Raw genomic sequence first — 15,863 nt, 5'->3', positions numbered from 1 at the left:
GCAACCCATTGCAAAAAGCACCTTCCGGTGCTTTTTTATTCCGTCCCGATATATCAAATCGTTCTTATCGGTTTGGGTGCCATTCTTCGTATTGCGGCATGTCGTGTTCATATCCCAACCAGCTCACTTCATCAGATTTCCAAATACGAAATGCAGGGGTTTGTTGCGGATCGTCATCTAAAGACGCCACACGAAGCACATGAACGGGCATTCCTTCTTTGGTTGAGATCAGCTGACTGCCGCACACTGAACAGAATTTTCTTAACTTACCTGGAGAAGACTCAAATTGAGACAGTTTGTCTTCGCCTTTTAACCAGCGAAAATCTTCGGGTTTCACTGCTGCACAGGTATTGAATGCCGCTGAATGCGCCTTGCGGCAAGTCTTGCAAGAACAATGCATGATGGGTGAACTCAATGTATCTACTTCGTATTGAACCTCGCCACAAAGACAGCTTCCTTTCATTTATCTCTCCTCATTGCTATTGGAATATTGTTGCTACCTTCCAAAAACCTTCACAACGACTGAATACAACTGGCAGGTGACACACTAACGTTACAAACATCACATTGAACACAACGTAACCACAATAAAAACCATATGCAACAATTGGATAAAAAATGGCACCTCTGTGAGGTGCCATTTTTATGAAACGAGAAGACGCTATACCGCGTCGGCAGTCTCAGTCTCTGTCTTCTGTGATTTATCAAACAAAAGCTTAAAGGTCATGATGCCAATAACCATGGCTTTGATAATCATCATTTGGGTATTACCGTAGTACGCCGCCATGCCTACAAAACCTGAAATCAGCATCAGTTTGCGATAGTTGGTCAAGGTGGTCATATACAGTGCCAATAAAATGATGCCCAAATCGACAAACTGTAATGCAACAGGCAGTGTAGGCTCAGCAATAAAAGCTGTAACAGCCACATATGCAATATAAATGATGCCCGCAGCCATCACTGCACCTAGACCCGCAATCACATTTTTGGAGGCATTGGTGAAGTCTTTTGCATAGCGATACGTGTTCAGTGAAGCCACTGACAGGTTCAGAATGACTTTCGGCCACCATCCCATTAGAAACGCCCAAAGCGTATCGTTCGTCGCCGAACCAAACGCGGCAAAACGTGTAAATTTCATGGTGTTAAAAATGGTAATACCAATGTAGAAAGCAACGGATGTCCATCCAAGGATTTCTGTGATGAGGTCTAACGTCATTCAGGGATATTCTCTAAAAGAGGAGCATGAAAGGCTCAGGTTTTCGATTTTCTTTTTCGGCAATGATTAACATTATGCTGCCGAATATTTAACCAGCGCAACCGCAACTTTGCGGCGTAAAACAAGGTCAGGCTGATAATAAGGCGATAATGATGCGATTATCAACCTCTAATAAAGATATATTCCCAAGTGAGCTTCGTGAACCAGCGCCGTTCCCTCATGGACACCCTAGTTTGGGCTAAGAGGCGCTTGATTGAAGGTTTTTCGTTTGTGATTCAGGTATTCAATCCAACTCTGACTTTGACTGGTTGGCTCAATATCATTAGCACGACTGGCCTGCACGAAAGCACTGTCGATATCACCAAGTTTGTCGTAGGCCATGGCTTGAGAAAGTGCGACTTGAGCCGAGTGCTCCTTTGAAGAGACTAAAGCCAGACTCGCCAATGCATCACGATAGTAACCTCGTTGAAGTTGCAACTGAGCAACAGAGAGACGGTATTGGTTATCTTGTTTCGCTGCAAGCAACCAAGTCGTGATCGCCTTATCCCATTCTTTCGATTGTTGCCAGTAACCCGCTTCCATCACAAGCGATGTCACTGAAGCATTTTCTTTGTTTAATTGATGCATCAAGGCTGCTGCCTTTTCTGGCGCACCTTGCTGTTGGTACAGCTGCGCCATCATTTGTTTTTCTGATGATGACAACACAATACCTTGTCGCTCCGCTAATACGAGAGTACTAAGCATTTCCTTTGGTTGCTTTAACCGCTGGTAACTGCCAGCAAGCTGAAGCCACCACGTTTTGTTGTTAGGATCGATTGCAATGAGTTGTTTGAGAGTGGGAATAGTGCTCTTCCAGCGAGATAACTGAATTTGAGCAATCAGTTTCAGCGATAAAGAAGGAACGTTGGGTGCAGTCAATGCAAGATGCTTATCTATGGCAGAAAGAGACGATTTCATTTGCTGAACTTGATAATGAGCCTGTGCAATACGAAACCAAATATCTGCTCGCTCTTTCTGAGTTAGTTCTTTGGCTTCCGACGTGGTGGAGGCCTGTTTAACCAATGGATAGTAACGAGACAACGCTTCTTTATAGCGTGATTGGGACAACAGGATATCCGCAAGCATACGCTCTGCAGAGCGCTGGTCATTCGCTTCTAATTGATGACTATCTACAGCGAGTTCCAATACGTCAATGGCTTTGCTTGGCTCATTCAATTGCCAGTACAACCCACCCAACATGCGCTGAACAAACGCCAGGTCAAACCCTGCTAGCGAAGGCAGATTTTCCAACACTTCAGCGGCGTCTTGCCATTTTTCTTGCTGCTGCAGCGCAATCGCACGCTGCACCTTAACAGCGGTGTGATTGGAAAGCTGCGATGAATACGCAGGCGGCGACATTAAACTTGCCGCGATGAATAGCGTAGCCGCTAAGCAAAATATACGAGTGCGAAAACAAGTCATCATTTGGCTAACATAAACTCCAATTTAACGGTCTGTCCTTTTTGTTCAATCGCTTCGCCATTGACTTTTTTTGGCGTGTATTTCCACTTTTTAAGGGCACGTATTGCCTCGCGCTCAAACATGCGTTTGGGTTTTGCTTCAATGACGTTCAAATCAGTGGGCCGTCCATTTTTATCTATGGTGAATGAGATCACGACATAGCCTTCAATTCCTCGCTTAAGAGCTTTGGGCGGATAAGTCGCATTCACCCGGACAATCGGCGTCGCCATTTGTGCAACCCCAGTATCTATGGACGCTAACTGGCTGCTCACATCAACCGATTGAGAAACAGCCGGCATTGATGTTTGGATACCTGACACACTCAAATCCATCGACACATCAGGCAACACTTGATCCAAGTTGGCATTAGACAGATTGGGCGTATTAAGCGTCTGGGGGTTAGATACAGGGGCCTGTGGTGTAGCAGGCGGCACTGGTGGCTCAGGTGGCAACACTCGTTTCTTACGCGCAAGATCAGACTCAGATTCCACCATCACAATATCAAACGCTAATGAGTCACCCACTCGCTTCTCCTTTGTTTCTGAAGGTGTCACCATTTCGGCCATCAAACCAAACAAGCCAATGACACAAATTATTGAGAAACCCAGCGCGATAGTCCAACGCAGCATCAACCTTGCTCCGCCGCCAGTGCGATCTTCTCTATGCCCGCGCCTTTCGCCGCATCAATAACGGTCACGACGGTACCATTGTACGCTAACGTATCCGCTTGAATGACCAATGCTGCATCTGCCTGTTCTACACTTAAACGTGCCAAGGTCGCCGCTAAACGCTCTTCATCGACACGCTGCTTATTGATGTAAATTTCATTAGAAGCCGTGATCGCAACAAGAATACTGGTCCCTTTTTGCGATGAAGCGTTATTAGCAGACGGACGATTAACTTCAACACCCGATTCATTCACAAAAGAGCTCGTCACAATGAAGAAGATGAGCATAATGAAGACGATATCGAGCATGGAGGTAAGATCTACCTGAGCATCATCTCTCGGCTTTTGATGTCTTTGAAATCTCATTACTTTACCCTCAACGCTTTCGCTAATGCGGCTTCTCGTCGCTCGCAAGCTTTGAACAGACGTGCGTGTGCGAACAGGCCCGCTAGCGCGATAACCATGCCAGCCAAAGTTGGCAACGTCGCCATTGAAATACCTTCTGCCATGGTTCTCGCTTCACCCGCACCTTCAGCACCAATCACATCAAAAACCGTGATCATGCCTGTCACGGTACCGAGCAGCCCCAGCATAGGACAAATCGCCACGAGACCTTTAATCAAGTTGAGGTGTCTGAAAAGTTGATTATGCGCTTCAAACAACCAACCATCACGAATCACACTTGATGCCCAAGATGAAGGACAAGCCCTCGCCTGCCACCGCGAGACGAAAGATTGATAAGCACTTGGAAATGTAAAACCCAAAAACAAAACACGCTCAATCACAAGTAACCAACATAGGCCAGCAACCAGTGCTAGCCCCCAAAGCACAGGGCCACCTTGAGTCATAAAGTTGTCTAGCGACAGCCACCATTGTGTCGCTAAACCTGCTTGATAAAGGCTGATGTCGGTCATGCACTTAAGCCCACAACGGTCGGTTTAATGGGAAGCTCAGATTGCTGAGCAACCAAGCTCACGCCCACTTTTTCCAGTGTTCCTCGCAGCATTTCTGCTTGTGTGGTGAGTAAGTTATGAGCAAGGAGTAGAGGAATTGCCGCAACCAATCCCATGACGGTTGTGACCAATGCCATTGATATGCCTCCAGCCATCACACTTGGGTCGCTATTACCAAATTGCGTGATTATCTGGAACGTTTCAATCATGCCCGTTACTGTGCCTAAAAGGCCTAGCATCGGCGCTAATGCCGCCAAGAGTTTTAACATAGACAGGCCTTTTTCAAAGCCCTGCTGTTCATCCATAATCGCTTCCATGAGTCTTAGCTCAAGCGCATCTAAACTTCGATTAGGTTCCAAACGATACACGTTCAAAACACGCCCCAATGGATTGTCCCCTGGCGTTTCAGGCGTAGTAATTTGTCGGCGGATCCTTAGCCCTGTGCGGTACAAGACGAAACCTCGTACACACGCGATGCCAACACCAATAACGAGTAGTGCCGCGATGACTTTTCCGACAAGCCCAGCTTGTTCGAAGCGTTGACTCAAGGTTGGCGTCGTTGCAAGTTGATTGAGTACTGCATTACCGGTGGGATCTATCACCACCAAATCACCAGTTACATCTCGTTCTAGCGCTGCCGCGGTTAGTCCGCCTTCAGGCTGAAATGGCGACAAATTCGCTTGCTGACGTTTGCCATCCCACTCGAGATATCCGTCTTTCCCGACGAGGGCTATATTACCGACATGCTGAATCTCTTTTTCACTCATCACGCCATTGGCATCACGCACATTAAGCAATAGTGGGCCAATTTGGCTGCTGGCTGACAAATCTTCCACAATGCCTTCATACATAGCCGTGAGATCAGACAAAGAAGGTAAAGTATTAGCATCTGCGATCGCCGTCAGTTCCTGCTCAAACGAAGGTTGTAAGGCAGTCACAGGTAAACCATCTCTCGCTTGTAGCGTTTCTTTTGCGACCTGTCGTACAACACCAAACACTTCACCCAAACTGCCTGTTTCAAGCACCAAGGTTTGTTCCAGGTCAGCCAATGTTTTTTCATTATCGGCAAAGTCATCGCTTAGTCGTTCAATGTCACTCTCTAACGTACGCTGTTGCTGTTTCAATGCATCCAACTGACGTTGCAGCGCCGTCTCTTGCTCTTCAAACGCAGACTCTCGCTCACTGTTATGCGACTTATCAGCCACATGGGCTGCTTGGGTATCACTCACCAAATCTGCATAGACAGGCGCTACCACAAGCGACATTAAAATAAACAACGCAGGAAATATTCGTTTCATATTCATTTCTGCTCCTCCTGCAACGAAGACACTGACAGAGGCAAGGTCAACAGAGTGGGCGCTATTTTTTTATCGGCGACTTGATAGGCAAGGTCGAGTGATTCGAGGTCAGAAGAGATAACGGGTTGCCACCTTGATTCGTCTTTGTTGAAGAACCAAAACGCTTCGCCGTCCAAACGTCTTGCTATAAGGGAGATTCGCCCAAGGTGCAAAATGTCCACATCACGAGGAACACCATCCAACACAACAGTTTCCTGATAGCTACCAAGCTTAGAACCGTAATCTAGCTCTATCTGATACGCTTCTAAAATTCGACGGAATTTTTCTGCATCACTCACATCGGACTTCGACATCAGGCTCTTCAAGGTATCAACACGTTTCTGGCGATGTGCTGCCTTAATTGGCAAATCAGTTTCTACCCATGATTCCAAGCCATCAATCATCATATACATCAAGGGCACAATGCCTTGTCTTGTGTGATTGATATCTTCCAATTGCCGGTTCAGGTTCTTCTCTTCAAGGCCTTGGTCACGGACGACATTTTGTAAATGCGTACGATAGACAGAGAGATTTTCAACATCTTGCTGAAGCAACGCGATTTCCGCTTTCATCTTTTGAGCGCGTTCGTCACTGACGTCGATACGTTGTTGCGACGCAACCGCCGATTGGAGTGTTGTGGCCTCGATAGCCGCTGCAGTATCAAGAGTATTGGCGACTACAGGGAGCGACAGGCTGATCAAGGGAATCACTATCGCTTGCGTGATGAATTTCATGAAATTTTGTGTCTCTAAGTTCGTTGCAGCATTTACAGTGTAAAAATCTCACTAGTTATTGAGACGATTTACCCAAATGCACTTTCTAAAACGATGAGTTATCGCCAGCTTTACAACCTATGCGATGACAACATCTCGTTTGTTAATATCGATGCCGTTCAGAACGATGAGCTATTTTGCTCAACCAAGCTTCGGTTTGAGTCCAGAGAGTCTCCCGCGAAGTATTGTCGCAGATTAACTCATCGACACCAGCCTGAATAAGCGCCGCATGATCTATATCAGTCAAACTTGGCAACAACGCAAACAGCGGCCGCGTTGAGCGTTTCCTTACGTGTTGAACATCAGCTAAACACGACAACATGGTATCAGACGCGATTAAAACCATATCAAAATCACACTGCCTAAGCGCCCACTCAGCCTGCTGGATATCAAGAACACGAGTCACTTTACAGCCGTGTTGATTAAGTGTCGTCTTCACCCAACCGCATAGTGAAAGTCTGCTTTCTACGAGAAGTAGTTCCGGCACATTGCCACCGCTCAAATGATATTGATTCTCATTATACTGTCATATCCTGGCAGAAAGATCTAATACTGAGTTCAACTGATTGTCCAAAAACAAAACCGTCGCACCACAATGGTTTTAGTTTGAGAGTAAGGTAGGGAAAATTAGACGTGCCTCCCACATTATCCGTGTTTAAGCATTTGAAACTGTTGCGTAATCATTGCCTAGAAGGGTAGACTCCTCAGCATAGAAATATGAATTTACACTTCCATTAATGGTATCTATATATTATATGAACAATAAGCCTCTGATTACCGTGGCACTGATTTTGTTTTTCGCAATGATAGCGATGACACTGACATCGATCACTTACTCCAATCAAATTTATGTCATACAAATTCAGAAGCAACATGAGAAACTACTGAAAGATCCAGAAGACGCTAAAGTAACTGATTTGATTGGTTTGGCGACCATTTGTGAAGATTTTCGATTCAAGAGCACGTTGTCCATGCACCTTTCTGCAGAGCAAACTTTTAGTGTTCAACGTGCCTGTGAAGACATTAAAACACGTCTTCATATGAGCCAATTTACCGAACAAAGCCTGTCAATGCGCCGCTAAGTTGGCTAGATTGCAAAAAGAAAGGGAGCTTAGGCTCCCTTTCTTTTTGCATGACTGATTGAAGCAAAACGTACATTGTGGCAAAGTCGCTCCCGAATTCACTCATACCCGCGGCATTAGCATGAACGACCAACCCAATAACCCTCTACATGGCCTTAAACTTGAGCAAATCGTCAACAAGTTAGTTGAACATTACGGTTGGCAATCACTAGGTCAACAGATTGCTATCAACTGTTTTCGCAGCGATCCTTCGGTTAAATCAAGCCTCAAATTCTTGCGTAAAACACCTTGGGCAAGAGAAAAAACAGAACAGCTCTATATAGACACATTCTGCGGCCAAACAGATAGCGCAGATCCGTGGGCAGCTGCTTTGAATAAGCTAGAGAAATAGTCGAACTATCAAGCTATTTGATCGATTTGTCGTCTACGTGCTCGTGGTATATATTGGATTGTCATAAGCCAATACCTCGTATGGAGACGACATGGGATCAGGCTGGGAGTCTTTAACGCTTGTATTGCTCGCACCTCTCTTTCTTATATGTATGGTGCTTGAGTATCGATTGCTTCGAAAACGAGGAGACGACGACTATTCGCTGAAAGAACTCTTATGTAACTTCAGCTTGGCGGGACTTCATCAAGCCTCGGACATCATCGCTACTCTCTTGCTCATGCCCTTTTTCCTCTGGCTCTATCAATTCCGCGTTTTTGAAATCTCTCTCACTCCGCTTTCAATCATCAGCGTATTTATTTTACAAGACTTCTTCTATTACTGGTTTCATCGAGCATCACACAATGTGCACTGGCTATGGGCCTCACATATCGCACACCACAGTTCTGAACGCATGAATTTCACCACTGCGTTTCGCCAGAGCTTAACGTATCCACTCTCTGGGATGTGGCTGTTCTGGACCCCGCTCATGTTACTCGGTTACCCCCCCACTTTCGTTATCGTTGTGGTTGCACTTAATCTCGGCTTCCAATTCTTTGTTCATACGCGAATTGTTGGCAAGCTCGGCTGGTTCGAGCATATCTTCAACACACCATCTCATCACAGAGTGCATCACGCACGAAACTCAGAATACATCGACCGTAATTTTGCAGGCGTACTCATTATCTGGGACAAACTATTTGGCACATTTGTGGAAGAAAGAAACGACATCAACATTGATTACGGTATTCCTCACGCTATCAACAGTTGGAATCCCTTTGTGGCGACCTTTCACCAATGGAAAACGCTCTTCACACTGGCCTTTTCGCCTGACAAGACTTCCATAAGCCATCGTCTTACCTATTTATTTGGTGCTCCCAAGATCAGCGATGACACTATTCGGAATAAAGCTTCCAGAAGTTCGACACGCCAAAATTAAGCTGACTCGCCACATACCAGACTAGGGTCTGTTGATCTTTGGTGGTTAAATTTTGCGGAAAACCAAGCAGCCATCGCAATTTTCAAGGTATTGCGTCGCATCCATGTCCCGCTACTAAGAAAGCTCTGCAAGTCGCCCTAAAGCCTAATCAATGCTGTGTCTATACTTATTACCATAAATGTAACCGCTTACATATATAGCATTCCATAAGGTTCAGTTGGCCCATTAGGTAGGAGGCACCATGTCAGATAAGAAAGGAAGATCATCAGACACGGACGAGCAACAAACGAAAGGCATCTACGATCTCTACAACAAACACCCAGAAACCGCAGACGAAACGGTGTTTGGTCGTAAGAGCCACTCTGACAGGCGTGGATTTCTAAAAGGTGCAGGCTTAGCCACCATGGCTGCCGTGCTTGGCGGTGCGATTCCGTTTCATCGCAACATGCCCGCAGGCATGGTTCCCGCCGCATTTGCGGAAGGATTAGACGATGTCACCATTGCAGGAAAAGATGGCCTGATCGTGCTTAACGACAGACCATTAAACGCAGAAACGCCGCCTCACCTGCTTAATGACGATGTCACACCAACGGCACGACATTTCATTCGTAACAACGGTATTCCGCCCACTGCTGTCGATGCTGATACATGGACCCTGACCATTGATGGCTTAGTCGACAAACCCATGACACTCACCATTGAAGACCTCAAAAAGAACTTCGAGGTGGTAGAGCAGCAATTGGTTGTGGAATGTGGCGGTAATGGCCGCGCGTATTTTGAACCGAAAGCCAAAGGCAATCAATGGACCCTGGGTGCTGTTGCGTGTTCATCTTGGACAGGCGTGCGCTTGGCTGACGTATTGAAAGCCGCTGGCGTGCAAGAAGGTGCGGTGTATACCGCCCACTACAGTGCGGATAAACACCTTTCGGGCAAGGAAGGCAAACTGCCCATTTCTCGTGGGGTACCGATAGAGAAAGCCTTGGGCGGTGAAAATCTAATTGCCTTCGCACAAAATGGCGAAGCATTGCACGACATGAACGGTGCGCCGCTTCGCTTGGTTGTGCCAGGTTGGCCGGGTTCGTGTTCGCAGAAATGGCTCACCAAAATCACCGTCAGAGACCAAGTGCATGATGGGCCAAAAATGACAGGCAAAGCCTATCGCGTGCCTAACCGCCCAGTTGCTCCCGGCGAGAAAGTCGATAAAGACGATTTTGTGATCATCGAAAGAATGCCCGTGAAATCGCTGATCACCTCGCCACAAACAAACAGCGAAGTGGCAGGCAAAGAAGTCTTGGTTCGCGGTCACGCGTGGTCTGGGGATCGAAAAGTTTCCAAGGTTCAGCTTTCGAATGATTTCGGCGCAACATGGATCGATGCCGATCTTTCCGATCCCGCTAACGAAGGAGCATGGCAAACCTTTGAATCGAAAGTCACTTTCCCACAAGCCGGTTATTACGAAGTGTGGGCAAAAGCGACCGATGACCAAGGTGTAAGCCAACCGTTCGCGATTGCATGGAACCCGAAAGGCTACCTCAACAACAGCTTTCACCGTATCGCACTCGTTGTAAAAGGGTAGGTGGAATGGCTTTGATGAAATCAACCACAGCGTCGTTGTTCGGCGCTGCTTTCCTATTTTCTCCCCTCGCAGCAAACGCCGCAGATGATGCCTTGATTGCAGCAGGGGAACAACAAGCCGCCGTATGTAAAGCGTGCCACCAAGTCGAACCTGACGGCATTACGGTTGTTGGCCCTCCCCTCTACGGACTCGCGGATCGAGAAATCGCCGCGTTTTCGGGCTTCAATTACAGCGATGGCCTTTCAGCGAACCGTGTTGAAGGGAAAACATGGGATGCGGAATCCCTTGATGCCTTTTTAACGTCACCGGCTGATTTCGCACCAGGCACGAACATGGTGTATCCCGGTGTGAAAGATCCCGGTGCTCGCGCAGCCATCATTGCGTGGCTCGCCACAAAAAATCCGACGCCGCCAAATTGGCAAAGCAGCGATGAAGCGATGCCTGTGAAAGCATTAGGGGAAGGCATCCTTACTCCAGATGAAAACATGGCCCTCGTTGCCTCTACCTGTTCTGTGTGTCACTCCTTGCACCTTGTTGTACAGCAAGGGCTGAGTCGCGATAGTTGGGACGAAACCTTGGAATGGATGGTCGATGAGCAAGGCATGGATGAACTTGAAGACGAGGATCATGAACGCGTCCTTGATTATCTCGCCACCTTCTACGGCGAATAGTTTATAGCGAACCATTTACAGCGAACAATTTACGATGGGTAGCTGGCAGCAGTTAACTGTCGTCGATAGCGAAATCTGAGTTTTGTTCTCAATTGTTGGCGGAGCAACTGCGCAAATCTGCACCGCCTTCCTTTCTAACAATCTGATATCTCTAGTAAGCTCTATGTCATATTCAATGACATAGAAATTAGCTCATGACGCGCATTCAATCGATAAAACGCTGTGCAGCGGCAGTCTCTTTCGCACTGACCCTTTCTCCTTTCTCTGCCTTTGCAAACACACAGCCTGATCTCGGCAGCACACCGATCGTCGGCACTATTTACAACAGCAGCCAGTTGGTTTTCTCGGGTATTTATGAATCCATGAATGTCAGTGCAGCCACCAGTCGAGACATCGCGCTGTTTACGGTAGGCGGTGTCGCGCTCGATGCCTTGGTATTGACCTTGCCGCTCGATGCGAGCGTTAAGGCCAGAGTTATTTCTCAATTATCCAATCCGAAATACGCGATTCAGCTCGGGCACTTGCTCTATAGCTTTTACGATCGCTACACCGGCGAAGTGGTTAACCAAGACATCTTCAAACAGTATTTGCTAGACACTTTTAGCGAGGCTGAACTCGCGCAGTGGCAGCATTCATTGTTCTCAATCGATGACAAAAAAGAAGCGACCAAATCAAGCAGCCATGGCCCGAAAACCGAAGAAGAAGCCCTGCTGAATCGACAGTTCATCGCCGCATTAGTCACGCTGTATGATGCCCTTTTTGGCAAAGACAAGCTGCTCTATGGCGATGACCTGCCGGATCAATATCAATACCTCACGGACAGCGAAGCTGATAGGGAAACGGTCGCCACCGTGCAGCAAGTGCTGGTAAACATGCTCACTAAATACAGTGAAAGCCTTGAAGACGGCGACATGAAAGCGGCCATTCTCGGCATCATTGATGATGCTAAGCCAGAAAATCAAACCAAAAAGAACAATCGTGCCCAAGCCATTACCATCAGCTTGGTCGACTTTGTGCGACTCAATGTGTTGAAAGGCTATCGCCAGTACCTTCTTGAAGGCGCGAAAGTCGACGCATTAAACGCGTGGATGCAAGACTCACTCCACGATGACCCTAACGGGTTACTCTCCTATCTCACCCATCAAAACATCCGTCCCTTTGCCGTGCAAATGACGGTCGATGGTTTGCAACAAGGGTTAATTCAAGGCTTGGTGAGCAAACAACCTTCGCCATTTTTGCAGCAAGTAAAGCGCGATGAACAAAACATCGAAAGCTTTGCTCCACAAGGCGTCGACATTACTCAAACAGAACACACTCCCGATAACAGCTTCTTGTTTGAGATTGCTGAGAAGCCATATACCGACCCTCGTTACTTGCCGTTTTTCAGTCGGCTATATCAAGAAGGGGCGAAAGGCATTGTCGAGTATGGCGTTTCTACCACGCCAACCATTAGCGTACGCAATCTGCCCATCATCAAAACCGGGGCAAACGTCGCTGGCGATGGCGGCACAGGCATCCCGAATTTCCACTTCGTCGATCGCCAACAAGATCGCGCCTATTACTTCTTTGGTAACGATGCTATCCAGTTGGATCCCTTGTTTAGCGGTAACGGCGCAAAGACGCAATTCGAGCGGCTTGTCCCTCTCGTCACGCTTAACTGCAACGCTCAATATGATTGGTACGCGCAATCCAGTTACGATCCACTGATTAACCTTGGTCTCGGCGAAGCAATCCGTGATTTTGGCGAACAACGCTGCTTAAAAGATCTGCGTAAGCGCGGCGAATTAGAAGTCTCCCTTCACACAATGCGCGAAGGCTTGATTAAAGACATTAAGTCGTATCAAGACATCTCATGGTGGACACCACTGACGCGCACTACCAAGCGCTTGACCATTAAAGACAAACTGGAAGATTACGCCCAGCTTTCCCAAAAAGGGTTGCCTGACTTTGTTCTAGCCTACAACCCTTGGGCAGACCATTTCGCTCACTTCACTGGCCCCTTTGCAGATGAAATCCTCGCACCGACGGGCGAGCTCAATCGCTTAGATTTCTGGCTTGGAGAAATGGAAACGGTATACCGAAAAGCTGGGGTTTACGATCAGGTGCTTTGGGGCATAGCGGGCGATCATGGTTTGTCGCCTATCTACAATATCGTCAGCCCAGAGAAAGAAGTGTTTGAAGGTATCCAATCGGATTACGACATGTCACTACGAATTCGTAAGATTTCATCTGACGAAGGGGAAGGCCCCAAAATCACTAATACCTTTGATTACCCAAGCAACAAAGGGATCGATGTGATTGTCGCATCCACTGCAGGTGGCAATTACATGATGGATCTGTTCAATAGCCAGCGAGGCTGGGAAACACAGCCTCTGTATAGCGAATTAACCTTCTGGAAACCATTGTCCGCAGGGAAAGATGACCCTGCGATAGACATGGTGCACGAAACCGCTTCACGTCTTGGTGACAGCCTAGATTACCTTGCGGTTCGCGAACAAGACTGCAGCTTATCGGCCTGTACGTTGCGCTTGGTGGCCGTAAAAGACGGCGTTCGACATGATGAGTTCATTACTCGCCAAGGCAACCGCACCTTGTATCATGCGAAAAACGGGCAACCTCCAGTGCTGTTGAATCTCTATGAGGCCAACCCTTACGCTGCAGCGCTGAGCAAATCAGATAAGCGGGAAAAATCTGCGTTAATTGACCAGTGCATGAACAATGCAGACCCAACCAACACGCAAACCTGGTGTGATGAAAGCACATGGCAGCAACTCACAAGGCTAACACCGCGGCCTGATAGCGTGAACCAGTTGGCTCACCTGTATGACGAAGATCGCGCTGGCACCATCAATTTGTTTCCTGCCATGGGCGTAGGCTACAACACCAAAGTGCCGGGCCGCCATGCGGGTGAGCATTTCCACGAGAAAGATGCCTTTATCGGGTTCTGGGGAACACCCGTCACCAGTAAAACGCGTATTCCTACTGCCGTGAATGGATCACTCGCACCCACGCTGTATGAATATCTGTCGGATAAGCCCGTGAAAGTCGGGGAAGACGGCTGGGGTTTCCCTTCTTTGTTGGAACAGCTTAAGAAATAACACTTTAGGGTAACATCTCACATCAATGTAATAGAGCCACTCATCAAGCGTGGCTTTTCTTTAACTTACTCCCAGCGATTCATCGCCCTCTTGTTTGTGCCACAAACAAAAATGTATATACATCATATAGCAAACGCATTACATCAAGTGCCCACAATGAGCAGCAAAAAAAAGAACGCAGAGAACAAAAAAGACAGCCAGCTGATCATTCGTATTAATAGCGCACAACGTGATGAATTCGTATCACTGTGTGAAGACCTCGATACGTCAGCCGCGCGGGAAATTCGTCGATTCATCAAACAATTTTTGAAAGAAAACGGGTCGAAGACCCAGTAGAAATGAGCTTATCGGAGTATGCAGTACCGTTGAGTTTCTCTTGTCAGCCACTAAAGGAGAATCAACATGGCTAAGACGAAAAAAGAACTGAAAAAATCACTGAAGAAAGCAAAAGCGAAAGTAAAACAAATCAAAAAGGCGCTAAAGAAAGCGTAATTCACCACGCGTGATTACGTTACCTTTTTGAGTAACAAAAACCGATGTGAGGCCTCTTACAAAGCTGTCTGACATCGGTTTTTTATTCGTATTGAAGAAGTACACCAAACTCATCTGTCGCGATCAGTGCTTAATCATCAGGACTGTCATCGACCTCATCGGCTATCCAATGACTCATTCACTCTCGATCAAGCACACAAGGATCGGTCATGCCGTGGCGTCGCCATCAAGATAGTTGTGCCTGGGGAGTTAACAAACACCATCGAGCGCTGATATTCAGCGAGTGTCTTCGCAATCTTGTCATAGGTAATCAGCGTGGTCGCACCATCAGCACATTAAATCCAGCTTGGAATGCCGCCAGCCATTGATTAGTGGCTAGCACCCCAACGCCATAGTCACTTGATTTCATTATTTTATACTTACAAAGCCCAACGAAGTTTACAAACACTCGTTAAATATCCACCACAAACGCTATATATTTCTGCCTTTGCTAATATTCCTCTGTGTATTTCAGTGACATTCCGCACAATTTGCTAGTCTATATGTGTCGGCATGCATTACCACTTTACTGACTTAATTGAAAAGTGGAGCTTTTTTATTCGTTTTATCGTTCTGGTATTCGCAATAAGGAATTGACTATGAAATTGACTTTCCGACTAGTCACTGTTCTGGCAGCATTCATCGCCATCCCTTCACTCGCAAAAGAAGGAATGGTTCAGATTCAAAGCCAATATAGTGTTCCCGTCACAACAGAACGTCTGATCGTCGCGGCAAAAGCTCGCGGACTCAAAGTCATTGGACGTGTCAATCATGCAGAAGGTGCGCAGAAGGCAGGCTTAACATTACGTCCAACTGAATTGGTGATCTTTGGTAACCCAAAAGTCGGCGCGCCAATCATGGAATGCAGCCAGTCCGCGGGTATTGATTTGCCGCAAAAAGCATTAATTTGGGAGGATGCCAAAGGGAAAGTTTGGTTAGGCTACAACAGCCCTAACTATGTCGCTCAGCGTCATCGCATAGATAATTGCGGCTTGTCCGTAAAAAAGGCCGAAAAAGCGTTGGTTTCTTTAGCTAAGCTGGCGACTCAACCTTCACCTTAGCCTTCTAGCTTTGGTTTTTCACTTTTTTACA

The 15,863-nt window shown here is 47.0% G+C and carries 15 protein-coding genes and 1 pseudogene; 8 read left to right on the top strand and 8 right to left on the bottom strand.

Translation table 11 applies throughout. The features are described 5' to 3' along the window. Nucleotides 1–64: 64 nt before the first annotated feature. The 8 genes from L4D06_RS15800 to L4D06_RS15765 form a co-directional block, all read right to left on the bottom strand. The gene (locus tag L4D06_RS15800) at nucleotides 65–463 is read right to left on the bottom strand and encodes a GFA family protein (RefSeq protein WP_274165314.1); all 399 of its coding nucleotides are present in this window, start codon (nucleotides 461–463) and stop codon (nucleotides 65–67) included. 198 nt (nucleotides 464–661) lie between these two features. Further along, nucleotides 662–1,216 (bottom strand): hypothetical protein, encoded by a 555-nt coding sequence (locus L4D06_RS15795; RefSeq protein ID WP_429740365.1) that lies wholly within the window; start codon nucleotides 1,214–1,216, stop codon nucleotides 662–664. Between the two features lie 228 nt (nucleotides 1,217–1,444). After that, complete coding sequence (locus L4D06_RS15790; protein WP_429740364.1) at nucleotides 1,445–2,614, bottom strand: tetratricopeptide repeat protein; 1,170 nt, start codon at nucleotides 2,612–2,614, stop codon at nucleotides 1,445–1,447. 62 nt (nucleotides 2,615–2,676) lie between these two features. Then, nucleotides 2,677–3,345, bottom strand: coding sequence for an energy transducer TonB (locus L4D06_RS15785; protein WP_429740363.1), 669 nt, complete (start codon nucleotides 3,343–3,345; stop codon nucleotides 2,677–2,679). Beyond that, nucleotides 3,345–3,749, bottom strand: a complete 405-nt coding sequence (locus tag L4D06_RS15780) for an ExbD/TolR family protein (protein ID WP_429740362.1) — start codon at nucleotides 3,747–3,749, stop codon at nucleotides 3,345–3,347. Before L4D06_RS15780 ends, L4D06_RS15785 begins: the two co-directional genes overlap by 1 nt. Then, nucleotides 3,749–4,297 (bottom strand): MotA/TolQ/ExbB proton channel family protein, encoded by a 549-nt coding sequence (locus tag L4D06_RS15775; RefSeq protein ID WP_274165319.1) that lies wholly within the window; start codon nucleotides 4,295–4,297, stop codon nucleotides 3,749–3,751. Before L4D06_RS15775 ends, L4D06_RS15780 begins: the two co-directional genes overlap by 1 nt. Next, nucleotides 4,294–5,640, bottom strand: a complete 1,347-nt coding sequence (locus L4D06_RS15770; RefSeq protein WP_429740361.1) for a MotA/TolQ/ExbB proton channel family protein — start codon at nucleotides 5,638–5,640, stop codon at nucleotides 4,294–4,296. Before L4D06_RS15770 ends, L4D06_RS15775 begins: the two co-directional genes overlap by 4 nt. Further along, nucleotides 5,637–6,407 (bottom strand): DUF3450 domain-containing protein, encoded by a 771-nt coding sequence (locus tag L4D06_RS15765; RefSeq protein ID WP_429740360.1) that lies wholly within the window; start codon nucleotides 6,405–6,407, stop codon nucleotides 5,637–5,639. Before L4D06_RS15765 ends, L4D06_RS15770 begins: the two co-directional genes overlap by 4 nt. Before the next feature lie 794 nt (nucleotides 6,408–7,201). Here L4D06_RS15765 and L4D06_RS15760 point away from each other — a divergent pair. From L4D06_RS15760 to L4D06_RS15725, 8 genes and pseudogenes are all read left to right on the top strand, one after another. Continuing rightward, nucleotides 7,202–7,528: a hypothetical protein gene (locus L4D06_RS15760; protein ID WP_274165322.1), complete on the top strand. Its 327-nt coding sequence runs from the start codon at nucleotides 7,202–7,204 to the stop codon at nucleotides 7,526–7,528. A gap of 121 nt (nucleotides 7,529–7,649) precedes the next feature. Then, a pseudogene (locus L4D06_RS15755) lies at nucleotides 7,650–7,859 on the top strand (VF530 family protein); the annotation flags it as partial. A 151-nt stretch (nucleotides 7,860–8,010) separates the two neighbouring features. Beyond that, nucleotides 8,011–8,895: a sterol desaturase family protein gene (locus L4D06_RS15750; protein ID WP_274165323.1), complete on the top strand. Its 885-nt coding sequence runs from the start codon at nucleotides 8,011–8,013 to the stop codon at nucleotides 8,893–8,895. A gap of 241 nt (nucleotides 8,896–9,136) precedes the next feature. Then, a complete protein-coding gene (locus L4D06_RS15745) occupies nucleotides 9,137–10,471 on the top strand; it encodes a molybdopterin-dependent oxidoreductase (protein ID WP_429740359.1) in 1,335 nt (444 codons plus the stop codon). Nucleotides 10,472–10,485: 14 nt separating this feature from the next. Beyond that, nucleotides 10,486–11,142, top strand: coding sequence for a c-type cytochrome (locus L4D06_RS15740; RefSeq protein ID WP_274165325.1), 657 nt, complete (start codon nucleotides 10,486–10,488; stop codon nucleotides 11,140–11,142). A 362-nt stretch (nucleotides 11,143–11,504) separates the two neighbouring features. Then, nucleotides 11,505–14,240 carry an alkaline phosphatase family protein gene (locus L4D06_RS15735; RefSeq protein WP_429740430.1) on the top strand — a complete coding sequence of 912 codons (2,736 nt, stop codon included), beginning with the start codon at nucleotides 11,505–11,507 and terminating at the stop codon, nucleotides 14,238–14,240. Nucleotides 14,241–14,396: 156 nt separating this feature from the next. Then, complete coding sequence (locus L4D06_RS15730) at nucleotides 14,397–14,576, top strand: hypothetical protein (RefSeq protein WP_274165326.1); 180 nt, start codon at nucleotides 14,397–14,399, stop codon at nucleotides 14,574–14,576. Between the two features lie 794 nt (nucleotides 14,577–15,370). Then, on the top strand, nucleotides 15,371–15,832 hold the full coding sequence (locus tag L4D06_RS15725; protein ID WP_429740358.1) for a DUF302 domain-containing protein: 462 nt from the start codon (nucleotides 15,371–15,373) through the stop codon (nucleotides 15,830–15,832). Nucleotides 15,833–15,863: the final 31 nt, after the last annotated feature.

Origin of the sequence: Enterovibrio makurazakiensis (assembly GCF_050336585.1) — a bacterium.
Classification (GTDB): domain Bacteria; phylum Pseudomonadota; class Gammaproteobacteria; order Enterobacterales; family Vibrionaceae; genus Enterovibrio; species Enterovibrio gelatinilyticus.
This window is presented reverse-complemented; position numbering and strand designations above follow the sequence as displayed.

What these genes read in the sequence shown, in the direction of transcription:
- L4D06_RS15800 (WP_274165314.1), bottom strand. Translation starts at nt 463, where the DNA reads ATGAAAGGAAGCTGTCTTTGTGGCGAGGTTCAATACGAAGTAGATACA.
- L4D06_RS15795 (WP_429740365.1), bottom strand. Translation starts at nt 1,216, where the DNA reads ATGACGTTAGACCTCATCACAGAAATCCTTGGATGGACATCCGTTGCT.
- L4D06_RS15790 (WP_429740364.1), bottom strand. Translation starts at nt 2,614, where the DNA reads ATGTCGCCGCCTGCGTATTCATCGCAGCTTTCCAATCACACCGCTGTT.
- L4D06_RS15785 (WP_429740363.1), bottom strand. Translation starts at nt 3,345, where the DNA reads ATGCTGCGTTGGACTATCGCGCTGGGTTTCTCAATAATTTGTGTCATT.
- L4D06_RS15780 (WP_429740362.1), bottom strand. Translation starts at nt 3,749, where the DNA reads ATGAGATTTCAAAGACATCAAAAGCCGAGAGATGATGCTCAGGTAGAT.
- L4D06_RS15775 (WP_274165319.1), bottom strand. Translation starts at nt 4,297, where the DNA reads ATGACCGACATCAGCCTTTATCAAGCAGGTTTAGCGACACAATGGTGG.
- L4D06_RS15770 (WP_429740361.1), bottom strand. Translation starts at nt 5,640, where the DNA reads ATGAATATGAAACGAATATTTCCTGCGTTGTTTATTTTAATGTCGCTT.
- L4D06_RS15765 (WP_429740360.1), bottom strand. Translation starts at nt 6,407, where the DNA reads ATGAAATTCATCACGCAAGCGATAGTGATTCCCTTGATCAGCCTGTCG.
- L4D06_RS15760 (WP_274165322.1), top strand. Translation starts at nt 7,202, where the DNA reads ATGAACAATAAGCCTCTGATTACCGTGGCACTGATTTTGTTTTTCGCA.
- L4D06_RS15750 (WP_274165323.1), top strand. Translation starts at nt 8,011, where the DNA reads ATGGGATCAGGCTGGGAGTCTTTAACGCTTGTATTGCTCGCACCTCTC.
- L4D06_RS15745 (WP_429740359.1), top strand. Translation starts at nt 9,137, where the DNA reads ATGTCAGATAAGAAAGGAAGATCATCAGACACGGACGAGCAACAAACG.
- L4D06_RS15740 (WP_274165325.1), top strand. Translation starts at nt 10,486, where the DNA reads ATGAAATCAACCACAGCGTCGTTGTTCGGCGCTGCTTTCCTATTTTCT.
- L4D06_RS15735 (WP_429740430.1), top strand. Translation starts at nt 11,505, where the DNA reads ATGAATGTCAGTGCAGCCACCAGTCGAGACATCGCGCTGTTTACGGTA.
- L4D06_RS15730 (WP_274165326.1), top strand. Translation starts at nt 14,397, where the DNA reads ATGAGCAGCAAAAAAAAGAACGCAGAGAACAAAAAAGACAGCCAGCTG.
- L4D06_RS15725 (WP_429740358.1), top strand. Translation starts at nt 15,371, where the DNA reads ATGAAATTGACTTTCCGACTAGTCACTGTTCTGGCAGCATTCATCGCC.